We start from the raw sequence: 17,368 nt of genomic DNA, 5'->3' as shown, positions 1-17,368 counted from the left end.
CGCACGGGGGTCAGCGGATCGCTGCCAGCGGCTGCGAGGTCGGGCGTACGGGGGCGGGCAGCTCGCCGTACGCGCCGAGGTAGGTGTGGATGGCGGCGGCAGCGGCGCGGCCCTCGGCGATCGCCCATACGATCAGCGAGGCGCCGCGGTGCATGTCGCCTGCCACGAACACCCCGGGGGCCGAGGTCTGCCAGGTCTGGTCGGCGTCGATGGCTCCGCGCGGGTTACGGGTGACCCCGAACTGCTCGAGGAGCGGCTGCTTTTCCGTACCCTCGAATCCGATGGCCAGAAGGACCAGGTCGGCGCGCAGGTCGCGCTCCGAACCGGGGGTGATCGTGACCGTGCGGACGCCGTTGATCCGTTCGACGACGACCTCGGCGATGCGCACGGCGACCACGTTGCCGGCGCCGTCGTCGACGAATTCCTGCACGGCGACGCCGAAGACGCGCTCCCCGCCCTCCTCGTGGGCCGGGTAGTTGCGCAGGATGACCGGCCAGGTGGGCCACGGGTGCAGCCCGGCGATGCGGGTGTCCGAGGGCAGCGGGTACTGGTCGAGCTGGATGACGTTGGCCGCGCCCTGGCGGTGGGCCACGCCGAGGCAGTCCGCGCCGGTGTCGCCACCGCCGATGATCACCACGTGCTTGCCGGCCGCGTCGATTTCGGGGGCCGGTTGCAGCCCGGCGGCCACGCGGTTGGCCGGAACCAGGTGGTCCATGGCCAGGTGCACGCCGTTGAGCGCACGCCCGGGGGTGCCGGTGGTGTCACGCCCGGCCAGGGCGCCGCAGGTCAGCAGCACCGCGTCGTACTGCGCGCGCAACTGCTCGGCGCTGATGTCGACGCCGACGTTCACGCCGGTGCGGAACTCCACGCCCTCGGCCGCCATCTGGGCCATGCGCGCGTCGATGCGCTCCTTCTCCAGCTTGAAGTCCGGGATGCCGTAGCGCAGCAGCCCGCCGATGCGGTCGTCGCGTTCGAAGACCGTCACGGTGTGCCCGGCGCGGGCCAACTGCTGGGCCGCCGCCATCCCGGCGGGGCCGGAGCCGACCACGGCCACCGACTTGCCGGACCTGGTGGCCGGCGGCTGCGCCTTGACGTAGCCGAGGTCGAACGCGTGGTTGGCGATCTCCACCTCGACCTGTTTGATGGTGACCGCGTCGTCGGCGATGCCGAGCACGCAGGCCGCCTCGCAGGGCGCGGGGCACAACCGGCCGGTGAACTCCGGGAAGTTGTTGGTCGCGTGCAGGCTTTCCGCGGCTGCCTCCCACGCCCCGGTGCGCACCAGGTCGTTCCAGTCGGGGATGCGGTTGCCCAGCGGGCAGCCCTCGTGACAGAACGGGATGCCGCAGTCCATGCACCGGGTGGCCTGGTCGCGGATGAGTTCCTCGCCGGCCGGCGGGTACACCTCCTGCCAGTCGCGGATGCGCACCGGCACCGGACGGCGCTTGGGAAGCTGCCGCTCGTAGCGCAGGAAACCGTTCGGATCAGGCACGGGTGACCCCCATAACCGCCTCGTCGACGTCGCGACCGGCAGCCTCGGCGGTCTTTATCAGTTCCATCACGCGCTTGTAGTCGCGCGGTACGACGGCGGTGAACTCCGCCACCGCCACCGGCCACTCGTTGAGCACCCGCTCGGCGACCGCCGAGCCGGTTTCCTCGAGATGGCTGGTCACCAGCCGGTGCAGCACCTGCTGCTCCTCGGTGGTCAGCGGGGCCAGGTCCACCAGCTCCGGGTTGACCTTGGCGGGGTCGAGGTTGAGCACGAACGCGGTGCCGCCGCTCATGCCCGCGGCGAGGTTGCGCCCAACCGGGCCGAGCACCACCACGACGCCACCGGTCATGTACTCCAGGCCGTGGTCGCCGACGCCCTCGACGACCGCCGAGGCGCCGGAGTTGCGCACCGCGAACCGCTCACCGGCGCGCCCGCGCAGGTAGAGCTCGCCGGCCGTGGCCCCGTACAGGATGGTGTTGCCCGCAATGATGTTTTCCTCGGCCACGAACGGGGCGTCCTCGTCCGGGCGGATCGCCACGCGCCCACCGGACAGACCCTTGGCGACGTAGTCGTTGGTGTCGCCGATCAGGCGCAGCGTGACCCCGCGCGGCAGGAAGGCGCCGAACGACTGGCCACCGGTGCCGCGCAGGGTGAACGCGATGGTGTCGTCGGGCAGGCCGTTGCCGCCGTAGCGCCTGGTGACCTCGCCGCCGAGCATCGCGCCCACGCTGCGGTGGTCGTTACGCACCGCCACCTCCGCGCGGACCTGGTGACCATCGGTGAGCGCGGGCTGGGCCAGCGCGATCAGCTCGTTGTCCAGCGCCTTGTCCAGGCCGTGGTCCTGCGCAACGATGCCGCGCCGGGCCGCGCCCGCGGGCAGCTCGGGGACGAACAGCACCGGGCCCAGGTCGAGCCCCTTGGCCTTCCAGTGCTTGACCGCGGGCACCACGTCGAGCACCTCGGCGTGCCCGATCGCCTCGTCGATGCTGCGGAAGCCCAGCTCGGCCAGGTAGCCGCGGACCTCCTCGGCCAGGAACCGGAAGAAGTTCTCGACGAACTCGGGCTTGCCGGTGTAGCGCTCGCGCAGCACCGGGTTCTGGGTGGCGATGCCCACCGGGCAGGTGTCCAGGTGGCAGACGCGCATCATGATGCAGCCCGAGACGATCAGCGGCGCGGTGGCAAAGCCGAACTCCTCGGCGCCCAGCAACGCCGCGATGATCACATCGCGGCCGGTCTTGAGCTGACCGTCGACCTGCACGGTGACCCGGTCGCGCAGCTTGTTGAGCAGCAGCGTCTGCTGAGCCTCGGCCAGGCCGAGCTCCCACGGCGAGCCGGCGTGCTTGAGCGAGTTCAGCGGCGAGGCGCCGGTCCCGCCGTCGTGCCCGGAGATCAGGATCACGTCGGCCTTGAGCTTGGCCACGCCCGCGGCGACGGTGCCGACGCCGATTTCGGAGACCAGTTTGACGTGTACGCGCGCAGCGGGGTTGACGTTCTTCAGGTCGTGGACCAGCTGGGCCAGGTCCTCGATGGAGTAGATGTCGTGGTGCGGCGGCGGTGAGATGAGCCCCACGCCGGGGGTGGCGTGGCGGGTCTTGGCGATCCACGGCCACACCTTGTTGCCCGGTAGCTGCCCGCCCTCGCCCGGCTTCGCGCCCTGCGCCATCTTGATCTGCAGGTCATCGGCGTTGACCAGGTATTCGGCGGTCACCCCGAAGCGTCCCGAGGCGATCTGCTTGACGCTGGAGCGCCGCGCGGGGTCGTACAGCCGCTCGACGTCCTCGCCGCCCTCGCCGGTGTTGGACTTGCCGCCGAGGCGGTTCATCGCGATGGCCAGGGTCTCGTGCGACTCCGCCGAGATCGACCCGTACGACATCGCGCCGGTGGCGAAGCGCTTGACGATCTCCGAGGCCGGCTCCACCTCCTCCAGCGGCACCGCGGTGCGCCCGGACTTGAAGCGGAACAGCCCGCGCAGCGAGCCGGCCTCCTCGGCGAGCCCGTCGACCTTGGCCGTGTACTGCTGGAACACGTCGTACTGCTTGCTGCGGGTGGCGTGCTGCAGCAGGAACACCGTCTCGGGGTTGAACAGGTGCACCTCGCCCTCGCGGCGCCACTGGTACTCGCCGCCGACCTCGAGGCGGCGGTGGCTGCGCTCGGCCGGGTTGGACGGGTACGCCTTGGCGTGGCGCGCGGCGACCTCGGCGTGGATCTCGGCCAGCCCGGAGCCGCCGATGCGCCCGGAGGTGCCGGCGAAGTAGCGCTGCAGCAGCTTGTTGTCCAGGCCGACCGCCTCGAACACCTGCGCGCCGCAGTACGACGACACCGTCGAGATGCCCATCTTGGACATGATCTTCAGCACGCCCTTGCCGAGCGCCTTGACGTAGTTGCGGACCGCCTTCTGCGACTCCATCCCGGCCAGCGGGCCGGTCGCGATCAGGTCGTCGACGCTTTCGAAGGCCAGGTACGGGTTGACCGCCGCGGCGCCGTACCCGATCAGCACTGCCGCGTGGTGCACCTCCCGGCAGTCGCCGCTCTCCACCACGAGCGCCACCTGCGTGCGGGTCTGCTCCCGCACCAGGTGCTGGTGCACCGCGGCGGTGAGCAGCAGCGACGGGATCGGGGCGAGGTCGGCGGTGGAGTCGCGGTCGGAGAGCACCAGGATGCGCACACCGTCCTCGATGGCCTCCGACACGTGCCGGCAGATCTGGGTCAGGCGCGCCTTGATGCCCTGGGCGCCCTCGCGCAGCGGGTAGAGCCCGGAGACCCGCACCGCCTTGAAGCCGGGCAGGTCGCCGTCCTCGTCGATGCTGAGCAGCTTGGCCAGCTCGTCGTTGTCCAGGATCGGGTTGGACAGCACGATCTGCCGGCAGCTGGCCGGGCCGGGGGCCAGCAGGTTGCCCTCGGGCCCGATGGTCATCGCCAGGCTGGTCACCAGCTCCTCGCGGATGGCGTCCAGCGGCGGGTTGGTGACCTGGGCGAACAGCTGGTGGAAGTAGTCGAACAGCAGCCGCGGGCGGGTCGACAGCGGCGAGATCGGCGTGTCGGTGCCCATCGAGCCCAGCGGCTCCGCGCCGGCCCGCGCCATCGGCGCGACCAGGATCTTCAGCTCCTCCTCGGTGTAGCCGAAGATCTGCTGACGGCGCATGACCGAGTCGTGGGTGTAGATGATGTGCTCGCGCGGCGGCAAGTCCTCGAGCTTCATGAGCCCCGCGTGCAGCCACTCTTCGTAGGGCTCGGCGGCGGCCAGCTCGGCCTTGATCTCGTCGTCGTGCACGATGCGCCCGGCCTCGGTGTCGACCAGGAACATCCGGCCCGGCTGCAGCCGGCCCTTGGCCACCACGGCGGCCGGGTCGAGGTCGAGCACGCCGGCCTCGGAGCCCAGCACGACCAGGCCGTCGCTGGTGTGCCACCAGCGGCCCGGGCGCAGGCCGTTGCGGTCCAGGACCGCGCCGATGATGGTGCCGTCGGTGAACGCCACCGAGGCGGGGCCGTCCCACGGCTCCATCAGGCTGGCGTGGAAGCGGTAGAACGCGCGCCGCGCCGGATCCATGCCCGGGTCGTTCTCCCACGCCTCGGGGATCATCATCAGCACCGCGTGCGGCAGGCTGCGCCCGGCCAGGTGCAGCAGTTCCAGCACGGCGTCGAAGTTCGCCGAGTCACTCGCCTCGGGCGTGCAGATCGGGAACAGCCGCTTGAGGGAGCCCGGCACCTGCGGCGAGGCCAGCAGCGCCTCGCGGGCGGCCATCCAGTTCTTGTTACCGCGGATGGTGTTGATCTCACCGTTGTGGGCAATGAACCGGTACGGGTGGGCCAGCGGCCACGACGGGAACGTGTTCGTGGAGAACCGCGAGTGCACCAGGGCGATCGCGCTGTCGATGCGCTCGTCGCTCAGGTCGGGGAAGAACTCGGGTAGCTGGTCGGGGGTGAGCATGCCCTTGTAGGTGATGGTGCGCGAGGACAGCGACGGGAAGTAGGCCCCGATGCCGCGCTGCGAGGACTCCCGCTCGGCCTGCTTGCGCACGCAGAACGCGACCACGTCGAGTTCCTGGCCGCTGAGCGGTGCGCCGGCCGGGCCGGTGGGAGTGCCGGTGAGCCGGTGCGCGGCGAGGAAGACCTGCTTGATGGCCGGGCGGGCAGCCTCGGCGGTCTCGCCCAGCCCGGACGGGTCGACCGGTACGTCGCGCCAGCCCAGGATCTCCGCGCCCTCCACGAGCGCGTACTTCTCGAACACCGCGATCGCGCGGGCGGCGTCAGAGGCGTCGGTCGGCAGGAACACCAGGCCGGTCGCGTACGAGCCCACCGCGGGCAGCTCGAAATCGGTCACCGCGCGCAGGAACGCGTCCGGCACCTGGATCATGATGCCGGCGCCGTCACCGGTGTTGAACTCGGCGCCCCGGGCACCGCGGTGGTCCAGCCGGATCAGGGCCGACAGGCCCTGGGCGACCACGTTATGCGAGCGGCGACCGTGCAGATCAGCGACGAACGCGACGCCGCATGCGTCGCGCTCGGTGGTCGGGTCGTAAAGCCCCTGGGGGTGCGGAAAAGCCACCGGGCCTCCGATCGTCACTCGTGTTTCCGTTTCAGGTCGGGACGACGTCGGCCCTGCAAAGTCACTCGATACTACGTTAGCCGTCGCCGATCTCCGCCAGGTGCGGATAGATCACACTGTGGCGGCCCGGGTTCGGTAGTCTCGCGCGGTGGCGCTAGAGGGTACCGACATCTTCCCCCGGCTGGAGCGTTTCTACGATGCCGTGCCCCGTGACGCCGCGGTAGCGGAGGATATCGGGGAGTTCGTGCTGTTTGTCCGGCAGGGAGCTGGGTGGCCCTACTACGCACGGCCCAAGCTGGGTGGGCAGACGCCGTCCGCCGCTGATGTTACTGCCGTCCGGGCCCGGCAACGAGAGGCCGAGGCGCCCGAAGAGTTCGAGTGGGTTCACGAGACGACTCCCGACCTGCTCGCCGTGGCCCGCTCGGCCGGGCTTGACGTGCTGCTCGCGCCGCTGCTGGTGCTGGACCGGGCTGCGCTCGTACCGGATCTGCCGGTGCCGGGCGCCACGATCCGCTTCCTGGATCCCGCGGCAGATCGGTTCGCTGCGGATGTGGCCGCGTCCCGGGCTGTGGGACGGCTGGGGTTCGGCGCGCCCGCAACCACGCCGGCCACGTCCACCGCGGGCACTCTGATCCTGGAACCGGCGGGACCGGCTCAGCGTGACGCCGTGCCCACCCCCGGCGAGCAACTTGTCGCCGATCAGCGCCGCCGGCACGCGTCGGGCCGGATGATCAGCGCGGTGGTGGAGTCGGCGGCCGAGGGCATTGTGGCCTGCGGGTCGGTGCAGCGTGTCGACGGCGTGGCCGAGGTGGTGGGGGTGGCCACGCTGCCCTCCGCGCGGCGCCGGGGATATGCGTCACAGTTGACCGCCAACCTCGCCCGGCGGTCCCTGCAGGAGGGTGATGACCTGGTGTTCCTGTCCGCCGGGGACGACGACGTGGCCCGGCTCTACTCCAAGGTCGGATTCCGCCGGCTCGGCACCGCCTGCATCGGCTCCCCCGCCTCCTCCGCAGCGCTCGGGTAAACCGCGCTCAGGTAGTGCGCGAAGACCGGGCCGAGCCAGGCCACCAGCGTGTCGTCGCTCATCTCGATCAGCGGTGGCACGCCGATGACGTGCCGCGCCACGGCGATGCCGATCAGGTGCGAGCCGATCAGCGCGGCCCGCTCCCGGGGCCGGTCGACAGCCACCGCCGCCAGCGCGGGCGTGACCCGGTCGGTGAAGATCTCGATCAGGGCGTCGGCGGCCAGGCGGTTGGACGCGGCCGCCCGCAGCAGCGGTAGCAGCGGCCCGTCGGGGCCCCACAGCTTCACGAACGCCGGGACCAGGATGCCCGCCACCTCCCCCGGGGCGACGTTGCTGGAACGCCGGGCGCAGATCAACCCGTCCAGCCGGGCGTTCGCCACCATGGCCCGCACCCTGGAGGTGCTGGACAGCCGGGGGCTGGCCGAGGATCTGCTCGCGCAGGCCGCCACCACGGCGGAGGTGACCCTGTTCGGCGGGGCGCGCCTGGACCTGACCGGGCTGCACTCGCGCTACCCGTTCGCGATGATCACCCCGCAGACCAACGTCGACCAGGCACTCGGGCGCTACGCCGAGCAGCACGGCGCCACGATCCGCCGCGGCGTGCAGGCCGTCGCCGTGGACCAGGACGCCGACACAGTCACCGTCACCACCGGCACCGGGAACCTGATCCGGGCTCGTTTCGTGGTGGCGGCGGACGGCGCGCACAGCACCGTGCGCCACCTGCTGGGCGTCGAGTTCCCCGGCCGGACCGTGCTGTCCTCGGTGGTGCTGGCCGACGTCAAGCTCACCCGCGGACCGGCCGGCAACGGGCTGACCCTGGGCAACACGGCGGACAGCTTCGGCTTCCTGGTCCCCTATGGCTGCCACGACAGCGACGGCAGCTGGTTCCGCTCGATGACCTGGGACCGCCACCACCAGGTCGGCGATCGTGAACCGGTCGAGGCCGACGAGGTCGAGGCGGTGCTGACCCGATCGATGGGGCGTGATTTGGGGATCACCGGCCTGAGCTGGCATTCGCGGTTCCACTGCGACGAGCGGCAGGTGCGCGACTACCGGGCCGGACGGGTGTTCTTCGCCGGCGATGCCGCGCACGTACACTCCCCGGTGGGCGGGCAGGGCTTGAACACCGGCATCCAGGACGCGGCCAACCTGGCCTGGAAGATCGACGCGGTGCTCGGCGGGGCCGATGACGCGGTGCTGGATTCGTACCAGAAAGAACGTCATCCGATCGGTCAGCGGGTGCTGCGGCAATCAGGTTTGCTGCTACGGGGTGTGACCTTGCGCCCGGCGGCAGGGCGCTGGCTGCGCGACCGGATCACCCCGCGCGTGCTGTCCAGGCCACGGATCCGGGACCTGGTGGCGGGCAGCTTCGCCGGGACCACCCTGCGGTATCGCAGACGGCCCGGGGATCACGAGCTGGTCGGCACGCGCGCCACCGAGGTGCCGCTGACCGGGCCCCGGCTCACCGTGCTGCAGCGCGAGGCCGGGTTCGTCCTGGTCCGCCTGCGCGGTGCCGCCCCCATAGGCACCCTGCCGCAAGCCGAAAGAACCGATCAAGGTCCCCTGCTGCTGGTACGACCAGACGGCTACATCGCGTGGGCCGGACCAGCAGACGGCGACTGGCAGGCGGCGCTGCGCACCTGGCTCAGTCCGGCGGCTGCCAATCGGTGACCGGCCCGTGCGCGTGTCCCAGGATACGCGGACGCAGGGACCCCAGCGCCGCGTTGCGCGCCCGCAGCGCCAACCGGCCGCGCGCCTGCACAACGGCCGACATCCGGCGGGTCTGGCGCACCACCGAGGCTGTCCGGGGCCGGCGCGCCCGGTCGTACTCCTGCACCGCCTGACCCAGCGCCGGGCCGGGCTCGGCCGTGGCCACCAGCGAGCGCAGCGTGGCCGCGTCCTCGAACGCCAGGCACGCCCCCTGCCCCAGGTGGTGCGGCATGGCATGGGCGGCATCGCCGAGCAGCACCACGCCGCCGGTGCCGCAGCGGAAACCGTACGCGCGGGGCAACGGCCGCAGCTCGCGAACCTCTTGCGGAACCAGGTCCTCCGCGCGTGTCGCGGCTAGCAGTTCCCCCACCGGCTCGTGCCAGTCCGCGAACCACCGGCGCAACAGGGCCAACTGGGTTGCCGGGGACTCCGGGCGCGGCGCGCCGGCCGCGGTGGCCACCCAGTAGACGCCGCCACGGCTGGCCGCCCGCTCCCCGAGGGGCATGGACACGAAGCGGTAACCGGCGCCCAGCGTCTCGCCGCCGGTCTCCAGCTGCGGAGCGCGGTGGCCGGGGATGACCGCCTGCCACGCGGCGAACCCCGAACCCACCGCGGCCGCCTCGGGGGCGAAGGCGTGCCGGACCGCGCTGTCGATGCCGTCCGCCGCCACGACCAGGTCGGCGTCGAGGTAGCCGGTGCCGTCGCCGACCGCTAGCTGACCGCGGTGCACGCGCACCCCGCTCACCTCGATGCCGGTGCGGATCTCGACGTGCTCGCCGAGACCGGCGACCAGGGCGTCGTACAGGTCCTGCAGGTGCACCACGGCCGGTGCCCGGCCGGCCCCCGGGCGGGTGTGCGGCGACACCAGGAACTGCCCGTCGGGGCGGCGCACCCCGCCGTCGGGCAGCGGGGCCGCGATGGACGGCCAGCCGCCGCCGGGATCCAGCGCCTCCAGGGCCCGGCGGCCGTTGGGCCACAGCACCAGCGCGGTCGGCGGGGCGGTGATCGCCGCGCCGCGCTCCAGCAGCGTCACCCGCCAGCCGTCGCGGGCCAGCGCCCCGGCGGTGGCCAGCCCCGCCATGCCGGCGCCCACCACGACGGCGGTGCGCATGCCGTTCTACCGCTCCTCGGTGGAAGAAGCCGGCGTTGCTGGCTCCTCCGGCTCCGGCTGGCCACTTTCGGGCTCCTCCGGTTCCAGCACACCCGTGCGCCGGTACGCCTCGAAGCGTTGCTCGCTGACGACTTGATAGGCCTCCGGGGCCCGCACCGGCTCGGCTGGGGTGGCGGCCACGTCGACCTGGCTGACATCGCTGCCGGCGGCGGGCTCGGTGGCGCTCTCCGGGGCGTCCAGCGGCACCACGTATTCCCGGGGGCCCTTGACCAGCACGAAGTAGGCCAGCGCGCCCAGGAACACCACGATCGCGGTGAACACGTTGAGCCGGATGCCGAAGAAGTGGTTGGCGTCGTCGATGCGCAGCATCTCGATCCAGCACCGGCCCAGCGTGTACGCCATCACGTACAGCGCGAACGCCCGGCCCCGGCCGAACTTGAACCTGCGGTCCAGCAGCCACACCAGCACGGCCACGCCGACGTCCCACAGGGCTTCGTACAGGAACGTGGGGTGGTACAGGTCGGGCAGGGTGACCGCCTTGCCGTCGATGACGGTGGCGTGCCCGGGGTTGGAGCGGTCCATGTCGTGCACGCGCAGACCCCACGGCAAGGTGGTGACGCTGCCGTACAGCTCGTTGTTGAACCAGTTGCCGAAACGACCGATGGCCTGGGCGACGGGCAGGCCCGGGGCGAGTGCGTCGGCGAACACGGCCAGCGGCAGGCCCAGCTGGCGGGCGGCGAGCCAGGCGCCCAGCGCGCCGGCGGCCACCGCACCCCAGATGCCCAGGCCACCCTCCCAGATCTGGAAGATGCGCAGCGGGTCGCCCCCGTCGCCGAAGTACTCCCCCGGCGAGGTGATGACGTGGTAGATCCGGGCCCCCACGATGCCGAACGGCACGGCCCAGACCGCCATGTCCAGCGACGCCCACGGTGCCACCCCGCGGCGACGCAGGCGGTATTCCATGATCAGGACGGCGACGACGATGCCGGCGACGATGCACAGTGCGTATGCCCGGACAGGAATGCCCAGGAGGTGCCACACCGACACGGCCGGGCTCGGGATAGCGGCGTAGTTCACGCGCGCACCCTACCGCCGGTGAGCCGGTAAGCCATCACAAGGGCTTGCCCGCGCGTACGCCTTCTGCCAACTCGGCACTCAGCGAACGCAGCCGCTGGTGGCCCGTGGCGAGGTCCGGAGCCTCCAGCACACACCTGATCAGCGCGCTACCGACGATCACTCCATCGGCGAAGGAGGCCACCTCGGCGGCCTGCGCACCGGTGCCGACACCCAGCCCCACGCCCACCGGCATGGCGGGATCGGCGGCGCGGATTCGTCCGACCAGGTCGGGGGCCTGCGACGACACGCTGGTGCGAGCGCCGGTCACCCCCATCAACGCGGTGGCGTACACGAAGCCGCGGCACTGCCCCACGGTCATCGCGATGCGCTCGTCGGTCGAGGACGGCGAGACCAGAAAGGTCCGATCAATGCGGTACGTGTCCGCGGCGGCGATCCACTCGCCGGCCTCATCGGGGATCAGGTCCGGGGTGATCATGCCCGTGGCGCCGGCCGCGGCCAGGTCCCGGGCGAAGGCGTCCACACCGTAGCGTTCGATGGGATTCCAGTACGTCATCAGCACGACCGTCGCGCCGGTGCCCGCAACCGCCTCGATGATCCTCAGCGTGTCCCGGGTGCGCACCCCGGCGGCCAGCGCGATGTCGCTGGCCTTCTGGATGACCGGGCCGTCCATGACCGGGTCGGAATAGGGCAGCTCGACCTCGATGACGTCGCAGCCCGCCTCGGCCATCGCCACCATCGACGTGATCGAGTCGTCCACCGTGGGGAACCCGGCAGGCATGCACCCGACAAGAACCGAGCGCCCCTCAGCCTTGGCCTTCCCGAAAGTCTCAGCGATGCTCAATTGTTCTCCCCGGGCACGATGACCTCGTTCTGGTCGAGGATCCCGAAGTAGGCGCCCGCGGTGTGCACGTCCTTGTCGCCGCGGCCGGACAGGTTGATCACGATCGTCGGGGTGCGGCCCAGCTCGGCGGCAAGCTGCGGGGCGATGCGGGCGGCCCCGGCCAGCGCATGCGCGCTCTCGATCGCCGGGATGATGCCCTCGGTGCGGCACAGCAACTGGAACGCGGTCATCGCCTCGGCGTCGGTGACCGGCTCGTAGCGGGCGCGCCCGGTGTCGTGCAGCCACGCGTGCTCCGGGCCCACACCCGGGTAGTCGAGCCCGGCCGAGATGGAATGCGACTCCATTGTCTGGCCGTCCTCGTCCTGCAGCAGGTAGGTGCGGTTGCCGTGCAGCACGCCGACCGAGCCACCGGTGATCGACGCCGCGTGCCGGCCGGTCTCCACGCCCTCGCCGCCGGCCTCGAAGCCGTAGAGCCGGACCGCCTTATCCGGCACGAACGCGTGGAAGATGCCGATCGCGTTGGACCCGCCACCCACACATGCCGCCACCGCGTCGGGCAGCCGGCCGAGCTGGGTCAGGCACTGCTCGCGGGCCTCGGTGCCGATGCCGCCCACGAAGTCGCGCACGATCTCCGGGAACGGGTGCGGGCCGGCGGCCGTGCCGAGCAGGTAGTGCGTGGTGTCGACGCTGGCCACCCAGTCGCGCAGCGCCTCGTTGAGCGCGTCCTTGAGCGTGCGCGAGCCGTTGGTAACCGGTACGACAGTGGCACCTAGCATGCGCATGCGCGCCACGTTCAGCGCCTGCCGCTCGGTGTCGGTCTGGCCCATGTAGACCACGCACTCGAGGTCGAGCAGCGCGGCTGCGGTGGCGCTGGCCACGCCGTGCTGGCCGGCGCCGGTCTCCGCGATCACCCGCGGCTTGCCCATCCGCTTGGCCAGCAGCGCCTGGCCCAGCACGTTGCGGACCTTGTGGGCGCCGGTGTGGTTGAGGTCCTCGCGCTTGAGCAGCACCTCGGCCCCGATCGCCTCGGACAGCCGTTCCGCGCGGTAGAGCAGCGACGGCGTGCCCGCGTAGTCGCGCAGCAGGCCGGCGAATCGCTCCTGGAAGACCGGGTCGGTCTTGGCCGAGCGGTACGCCGCCTCGAGTTCGTCCAGCGCCCGGACCAGAGCCTCGGGCACGAACCGGCCGCCGAAGCGCCCGAAGTGCCCGGCCAGGTCGGGCAGCGCGTCCAGGCTCATCGCACCGGCCTCGGCGTCGCCGGGTGGTTACCCGCGTTCACCAGCTCGGCGACCGCGTCGCGGGGGCTCTTCTGGGTGACCAGGCCCTCGCCGACCAGCACCGCGTCGGCGCCTGCCGACGCATAGCGGATCAGGTCGTGCGGGCCCCGTACCCCCGATTCGGCGATCTTGACGACGTTGCCGGGCAGGCCGGGGGCGATCCGCTCGAAGACCGAGCGATCCACTTCGAGCGTGCGCAGATCCCGGGCGTTCACCCCGATGACCTGAGCGCCCGCGTCCAGTGCCCGGTCGGCCTCTTCCTCGTTGTGCACCTCGACGAGCGCGGTCATGCCCAGCGACTCGATCCGCTCGAGCAGGCCGACCAGAACGTTCTGCTCGAGCGCCGCCACGATGAGCAGCACGAGGTCGGCGCCGTGAGCGCGAGCCTCATGCACCTGGTAGCTGGAGACGACGAAGTCCTTGCGAAGCACCGGCACGCCCACCGCGGCGCGAACCGCGGCCAAGTCGGCCAGGGAGCCGCCGAACCAGCGGCCCTCGGTCAGCACGCTGATGCAGCGCGCCCCACCGGCGGCATACTCGCCCGCCAGATCGGCCGGGTCGGGGATGTCGGCCAGCGCGCCCTTCGACGGCGATGACCGCTTCACCTCGGCGATCACGGCCACGCCGGGCTTGCGCAAAGCCGCGTACGCGTCAATCGGCGGCGGGGCTGCCGCCGCGAGCTCGCGCACCTGGTCAAGGGAGACCTTCTCCTGCCGGGCCGCAACATCCTCGCGTACCCCCGCGAGGATCTCCTCAAGCACATTCTGCGGACCCGCACCGTGCTGATCGGATGTCACCTAACGACTCCCCTCTCCGGGTGTCCTCGGCCCGATGCTAGGTGGCGGCCGTCCTGTCCAGCCCTCCGGGGTATGGCGATCCTCACGAGATGGACTGCGGCATAATGCGCTGCCGGGTCACAGTTGTCACATCCGTCACACCCGTTTCCCGCGTGTCGCTGCGCAGACCAGCGGCACCTCGGATGATCGGACGACCCCGGTCGGCTGTGACGGTCGCGTCACCCATCGGAAATACGACTGCGGCACCCTGGGGTGCGGGCACAATGGTTCCGTCAATCCGCCACAGATCCCCGGAGTATCTGACATGGCTGCAGCAACTGACACGACTGCCGTATCTGACATGGTTGCCGAAGAGCGCGGTTTCGCCGCCACCTCCCGCACCGTCGTCGCCTACGCCGCCGAGCTGTTCGCTACAGTCGAACGCGCCGTCGTCGGCGAGCACAACGTGCGCACCGCGCACGGCAACGCGTACGCGGCCACGCTGGCCGACCGCGACCGGGCCCAGGCTCGCGCGGACATGGACGCACTGGTCGCGGCGCTGGCTGCCCGCCCGCGTCCGCGCAACAACCGCCGCCCGGCGACCGTCGCGAACTAGGACTTCTCCGTCGGGTCGTCGCCGCGGTCCAGGGCATCCCAGGCGGCCCGCGAGTCAACCGGCCCGGCCTCGGTGACGGCCGGCGCCGCGGTGACCTTGCGTTCGTAGCGGGCCCCCATGCCCGGCCATTCGTGACCGTAGCGCAGCGCCAGCCAGCCGCCGGCCAGCACGAGCAGCCCGCCGGCCCCGCACAGCACCGCCCACGCCGTGGCGGCCCCGGTCGCGCCGAGGTCCAGCCCGGAGCGCCCGGCCACCGTACTGATCACGATGCCGGCCCCGGCCAGCAGCAACAACGCCCCGAGGACCCGGCGCGCGAGGCCCTTGGTGGCCAGCAGTGCTCCCGCCCCGGCCAACCCGACCAGGGCCAGCCCGAGCACCAGCGGCGCCGATTCGGAGCCGCTCGACTCGTGACGCAGCTCGGGCAGGCCGCTGCGTACCGTCACCACCACCGCCCAGGTCCGCGTGATGCCCCACAGCGCCAGCCCCGCACCGGCCGCGCAGAGCAGCACGGTGAGGGCCAACCGGCGAGCCGGGCTCATCAGCGGGCCGCGCGCAACGTCTCGGCGGCGGCAATCGCGGCCAGCACCGCGGCGGCCTTGTTGCGCGTCTCCTGCTCCTCCGCGGCCGGATCGGAGTCGGCGACGATGCCCGCGCCGGCCCCGACATAGGCCGTGCCGGCGCGCATCAAGGCGGTGCGGATCGCGATCGCCATGTCCATGTCGCCGCCGAAGCCGAAGTAGCCAACAGTGCCGCCGTACAGCCCGCGCCGGGTCGGTTCGAGGCTCTCGATGATCTCCATGGCCCGCACCTTCGGCGCGCCGGACAGGGTGCCGGCCGGGAAGGTGGCGGCCAGCGCGTCGAACGCCGTCCGGTCCTCGCGCAGCTCCCCCACCACGGTCGACACGATGTGCATGACGTGGCTGTAGCGTTCGATGCGGGCGAAGTCGGGCACCTCCACCGACCCCGGGCGGCACACCCGGCCCAGGTCGTTGCGGCCCAGGTCAACCAGCATGACGTGCTCGGCGCGCTCCTTCGGGTCGGCCAGCAGCTCGGCGGCCAGCGCGTTGTCCTGCTCCGGGGTGGCGCCACGCCAGCGGGTGCCCGCGATGGGATGCAGCAGGGCCCGCCGTACCCCGTCTTCCTCGGCCGTGACCTTGAGATGTGCCTCGGGTGAGGATCCGACGATGTCGAAGTCATCGAAACGCAGCAGGTACATGTAGGGGCTGGGGTTGGTGGCGCGCAGCACGCGGTAGACGTCGAGCGGGTCGGCGCTGGTGGCCCGCTCGAAACGCTGGGCAACGACGATCTGGAAGCACTCGCCCGCGCGGATCGCCTCTTTCGCGGTTTCCACTGCCTTCTGGTAGTCGCCCGGAGCGGTCCGGCTGAGCACCTCGCCGGGCGACGTGCGCTCCACGGTGGAGATCATCGGCGGAGTCGGCCGCGACAAAGCAGTGGTCATCGCATCAAGACGACCAACCGCTTGATGGTACGCCGCCAGCGCCGCGGCTTCGCCGGCATCCTCGGCCAGCACAGCATTGGCAACCAGGATCGCCGACCCATCATAGTGATCCAAAACGACCAGATCGGTGGCCAGCATCATGCCCAGTTCGGGCAGCGGCACATCGTCGGTAGCGGTCTGCGGCAGCCGCTCGAACCGGCGAATGAGGTCATAGGACAGATACCCGACCATCCCGCCGGTCAGCGGCGGAAGATCAATTCCGGCGCCCGGATCCTCAGGAGCAGCAAGGGAAGCGACAGTCTCACGCAGAGCAACAACAGGATCCCCCTCCACCGGTACGCCCGCAGGAGGACTCCCCAGCCAGTGCGCCTGCCCGTCCCGTTCGACCAGGGTGGCCGCGCTGCGCACGCCGATGAACGAGTAGCGCGACCAGGCGGCCGAGCCAGCGCCCTGCTCGGCGGATTCGAGCAGGAAGGTGCCCGGCCCGCCGGCCAGCTTGCGGTAGACACCGATCGGAGTCTCCCCATCGGCAAGCAGTCGCCGGACCACGGGTACGACCCGCCGGCGCGCGGCCTGCGCAACGAACCCTTGTGCGTCGGGGGTGACCGCGCCGCTGGTCATGCTGACTCCCTAGGTTCTTCGTGCTCGACGGTGCTCGCGGTGCTTGCCTTCTCCGCCTGCTCTGCCTCCTCGGCCCCCTCCGCGTTCCCCGCCGGGGGCAGGGCGGTGCTTTCTGCCAGGGGCAGGGCGGTGTGGAAGCAGGTGTGTTCGCCGGTGTGGCAGGCGGCGCCGACTTGGTCGACGGTTACGAGCAGCGCGTCACCGTCGCAATCGAGCGCTACTGACCGTACATGCTGAAAATGTCCTGATGTTGCGCCCTTGACCCAATACTCGTTGCGGCTGCGCGACCAGTAGGTGGCGCGCCCGGTCGTCAGCGTGCGGTGCAGCGCCTCATCGTCCATCCAGGCCAGCATCAGCACGTCCCCGCTGGCATCCTCGCGCACAATCGCGGCGATGAGCCCCCCGCTGCTGCGCTTGAGCTTCGCGGCGATCGCCGGGTCGAGCGAAGAGGGCCGGGCAGGCTGGTTGTCGAATTCGGTGACTGGCACAGTACGCAATTCTCCCGCATGCTCCCCGGGCGTCCGCGGGGCCTGTCTTCTAGCCCACGATCCGGTCACTGACCCGGACAGGGGGTGTGACCCACCGCGCAGGAACGGTACCGTCGTCCTGCGCCGCGCCTGTCCGGTGCCGCGCCCACGTGCCGTTACCTGGACGGGAGTCACGATCATGGAGCCGACGGCCAGCCCCGACGACGGGCGCGAGCCCGACGCTCCCTCCCCTCCTGCCAACAAGCTCGGCTTCGGCCAGTGGGCGTTCGGCGCACGCCCCGACGCAGGCCAGTCCCCCCAGCCCCCCGGGTCGGCGCGCTCCTACCCGCCGGG

At 71.5% G+C, this 17,368-nt stretch carries 13 protein-coding genes and 1 pseudogene; 3 read left to right on the top strand and 11 right to left on the bottom strand.

Annotated elements, in window-relative coordinates; all coding sequences use genetic code 11:
• Window positions 1–10: 10 nt before the first annotated feature.
• The gene (locus tag TFC3_RS09465; protein ID WP_067498285.1) at window positions 11–1,489 is read right to left on the bottom strand and encodes a glutamate synthase subunit beta; all 1,479 of its coding nucleotides are present in this window, start codon (window positions 1,487–1,489) and stop codon (window positions 11–13) included.
• Window positions 1,482–6,053: a glutamate synthase large subunit gene (gene gltB / locus TFC3_RS09460; protein WP_067498282.1), complete on the bottom strand. Its 4,572-nt coding sequence runs from the start codon at window positions 6,051–6,053 to the stop codon at window positions 1,482–1,484. Before gltB ends, TFC3_RS09465 begins: the two co-directional genes overlap by 8 nt.
• Window positions 6,054–6,183: 130 nt before the next feature.
• Here gltB and TFC3_RS09455 point away from each other — a divergent pair, with 130 nt between their 5' ends.
• The gene (locus TFC3_RS09455; protein WP_067498280.1) at window positions 6,184–7,059 is read left to right on the top strand and encodes a GNAT family N-acetyltransferase; all 876 of its coding nucleotides are present in this window, start codon (window positions 6,184–6,186) and stop codon (window positions 7,057–7,059) included.
• Here TFC3_RS09455 and TFC3_RS09450 read toward each other — a convergent pair.
• A complete protein-coding gene (locus tag TFC3_RS09450) occupies window positions 6,984–7,442 on the bottom strand; it encodes a hypothetical protein (RefSeq protein ID WP_161952556.1) in 459 nt (152 codons plus the stop codon). The genes TFC3_RS09455 and TFC3_RS09450 overlap by 76 nt on opposite strands.
• On the opposite strand from TFC3_RS09450, the gene TFC3_RS09445 reads away from it, so the two are divergent.
• On the top strand, window positions 7,441–8,730 hold the full coding sequence (locus TFC3_RS09445; RefSeq protein ID WP_236718044.1) for an FAD-dependent oxidoreductase: 1,290 nt from the start codon (window positions 7,441–7,443) through the stop codon (window positions 8,728–8,730). The two genes, TFC3_RS09450 and TFC3_RS09445, sit on opposite strands and share 2 nt — an antisense overlap.
• On the opposite strand, the gene TFC3_RS09440 is transcribed toward TFC3_RS09445, so the two are convergent.
• From TFC3_RS09440 to trpC, 5 genes are read right to left on the bottom strand one after another with little or no spacing between them, the layout of a single operon-like run.
• Window positions 8,705–9,880 carry an NAD(P)/FAD-dependent oxidoreductase gene (locus TFC3_RS09440; RefSeq protein ID WP_067498270.1) on the bottom strand — a complete coding sequence of 392 codons (1,176 nt, stop codon included), beginning with the start codon at window positions 9,878–9,880 and terminating at the stop codon, window positions 8,705–8,707. The genes TFC3_RS09445 and TFC3_RS09440 overlap by 26 nt on opposite strands.
• 6 nt (window positions 9,881–9,886) lie before the next feature.
• Entirely contained in the window at window positions 9,887–10,957 is a 1,071-nt protein-coding gene (gene lgt / locus TFC3_RS09435; protein ID WP_067498267.1) for a prolipoprotein diacylglyceryl transferase, read from the bottom strand.
• 34 nt (window positions 10,958–10,991) lie between these two features.
• Window positions 10,992–11,798 (bottom strand): tryptophan synthase subunit alpha, encoded by an 807-nt coding sequence (gene trpA, locus TFC3_RS09430; protein ID WP_067498264.1) that lies wholly within the window; start codon window positions 11,796–11,798, stop codon window positions 10,992–10,994.
• On the bottom strand, window positions 11,795–13,036 hold the full coding sequence (gene trpB / locus TFC3_RS09425; RefSeq protein ID WP_067498261.1) for a tryptophan synthase subunit beta: 1,242 nt from the start codon (window positions 13,034–13,036) through the stop codon (window positions 11,795–11,797). Before trpB ends, trpA begins: the two co-directional genes overlap by 4 nt.
• The gene (gene trpC / locus TFC3_RS09420) at window positions 13,033–13,836 is read right to left on the bottom strand and encodes an indole-3-glycerol phosphate synthase TrpC (protein WP_067506302.1); all 804 of its coding nucleotides are present in this window, start codon (window positions 13,834–13,836) and stop codon (window positions 13,033–13,035) included. Before trpC ends, trpB begins: the two co-directional genes overlap by 4 nt.
• 376 nt (window positions 13,837–14,212) lie before the next feature.
• Between trpC and TFC3_RS09415 the strand changes: the two genes are divergently transcribed.
• The gene (locus tag TFC3_RS09415; protein WP_067498258.1) at window positions 14,213–14,467 is read left to right on the top strand and encodes a hypothetical protein; all 255 of its coding nucleotides are present in this window, start codon (window positions 14,213–14,215) and stop codon (window positions 14,465–14,467) included.
• Here the strand turns inward: TFC3_RS09415 and TFC3_RS09410 are convergent.
• The 3 genes and pseudogenes from TFC3_RS09410 to hisI all read right to left on the bottom strand — a co-directional run.
• The gene (locus TFC3_RS09410) at window positions 14,464–15,006 is read right to left on the bottom strand and encodes a Trp biosynthesis-associated membrane protein (protein ID WP_067498255.1); all 543 of its coding nucleotides are present in this window, start codon (window positions 15,004–15,006) and stop codon (window positions 14,464–14,466) included. The two genes, TFC3_RS09415 and TFC3_RS09410, sit on opposite strands and share 4 nt — an antisense overlap.
• On the bottom strand, window positions 15,006–16,547 hold the full coding sequence (locus tag TFC3_RS09405; protein ID WP_067498251.1) for an anthranilate synthase component I: 1,542 nt from the start codon (window positions 16,545–16,547) through the stop codon (window positions 15,006–15,008). The genes TFC3_RS09410 and TFC3_RS09405 overlap by 1 nt, the downstream gene beginning before the upstream one ends.
• Window positions 16,548–16,663: 116 nt before the next feature.
• Window positions 16,664–17,044 (bottom strand): annotated as a pseudogene (gene hisI, locus TFC3_RS35495) (phosphoribosyl-AMP cyclohydrolase); the annotation flags it as partial.
• Window positions 17,045–17,368: the final 324 nt, after the last annotated feature.

Source organism: Actinoplanes sp. TFC3, from assembly GCF_001553785.1.
GTDB lineage: Bacteria > Actinomycetota > Actinomycetes > Mycobacteriales > Micromonosporaceae > Actinoplanes.
Note: the sequence above shows the minus strand (reverse complement) of the source record. Positions and strands in the feature narration are given on the sequence as shown.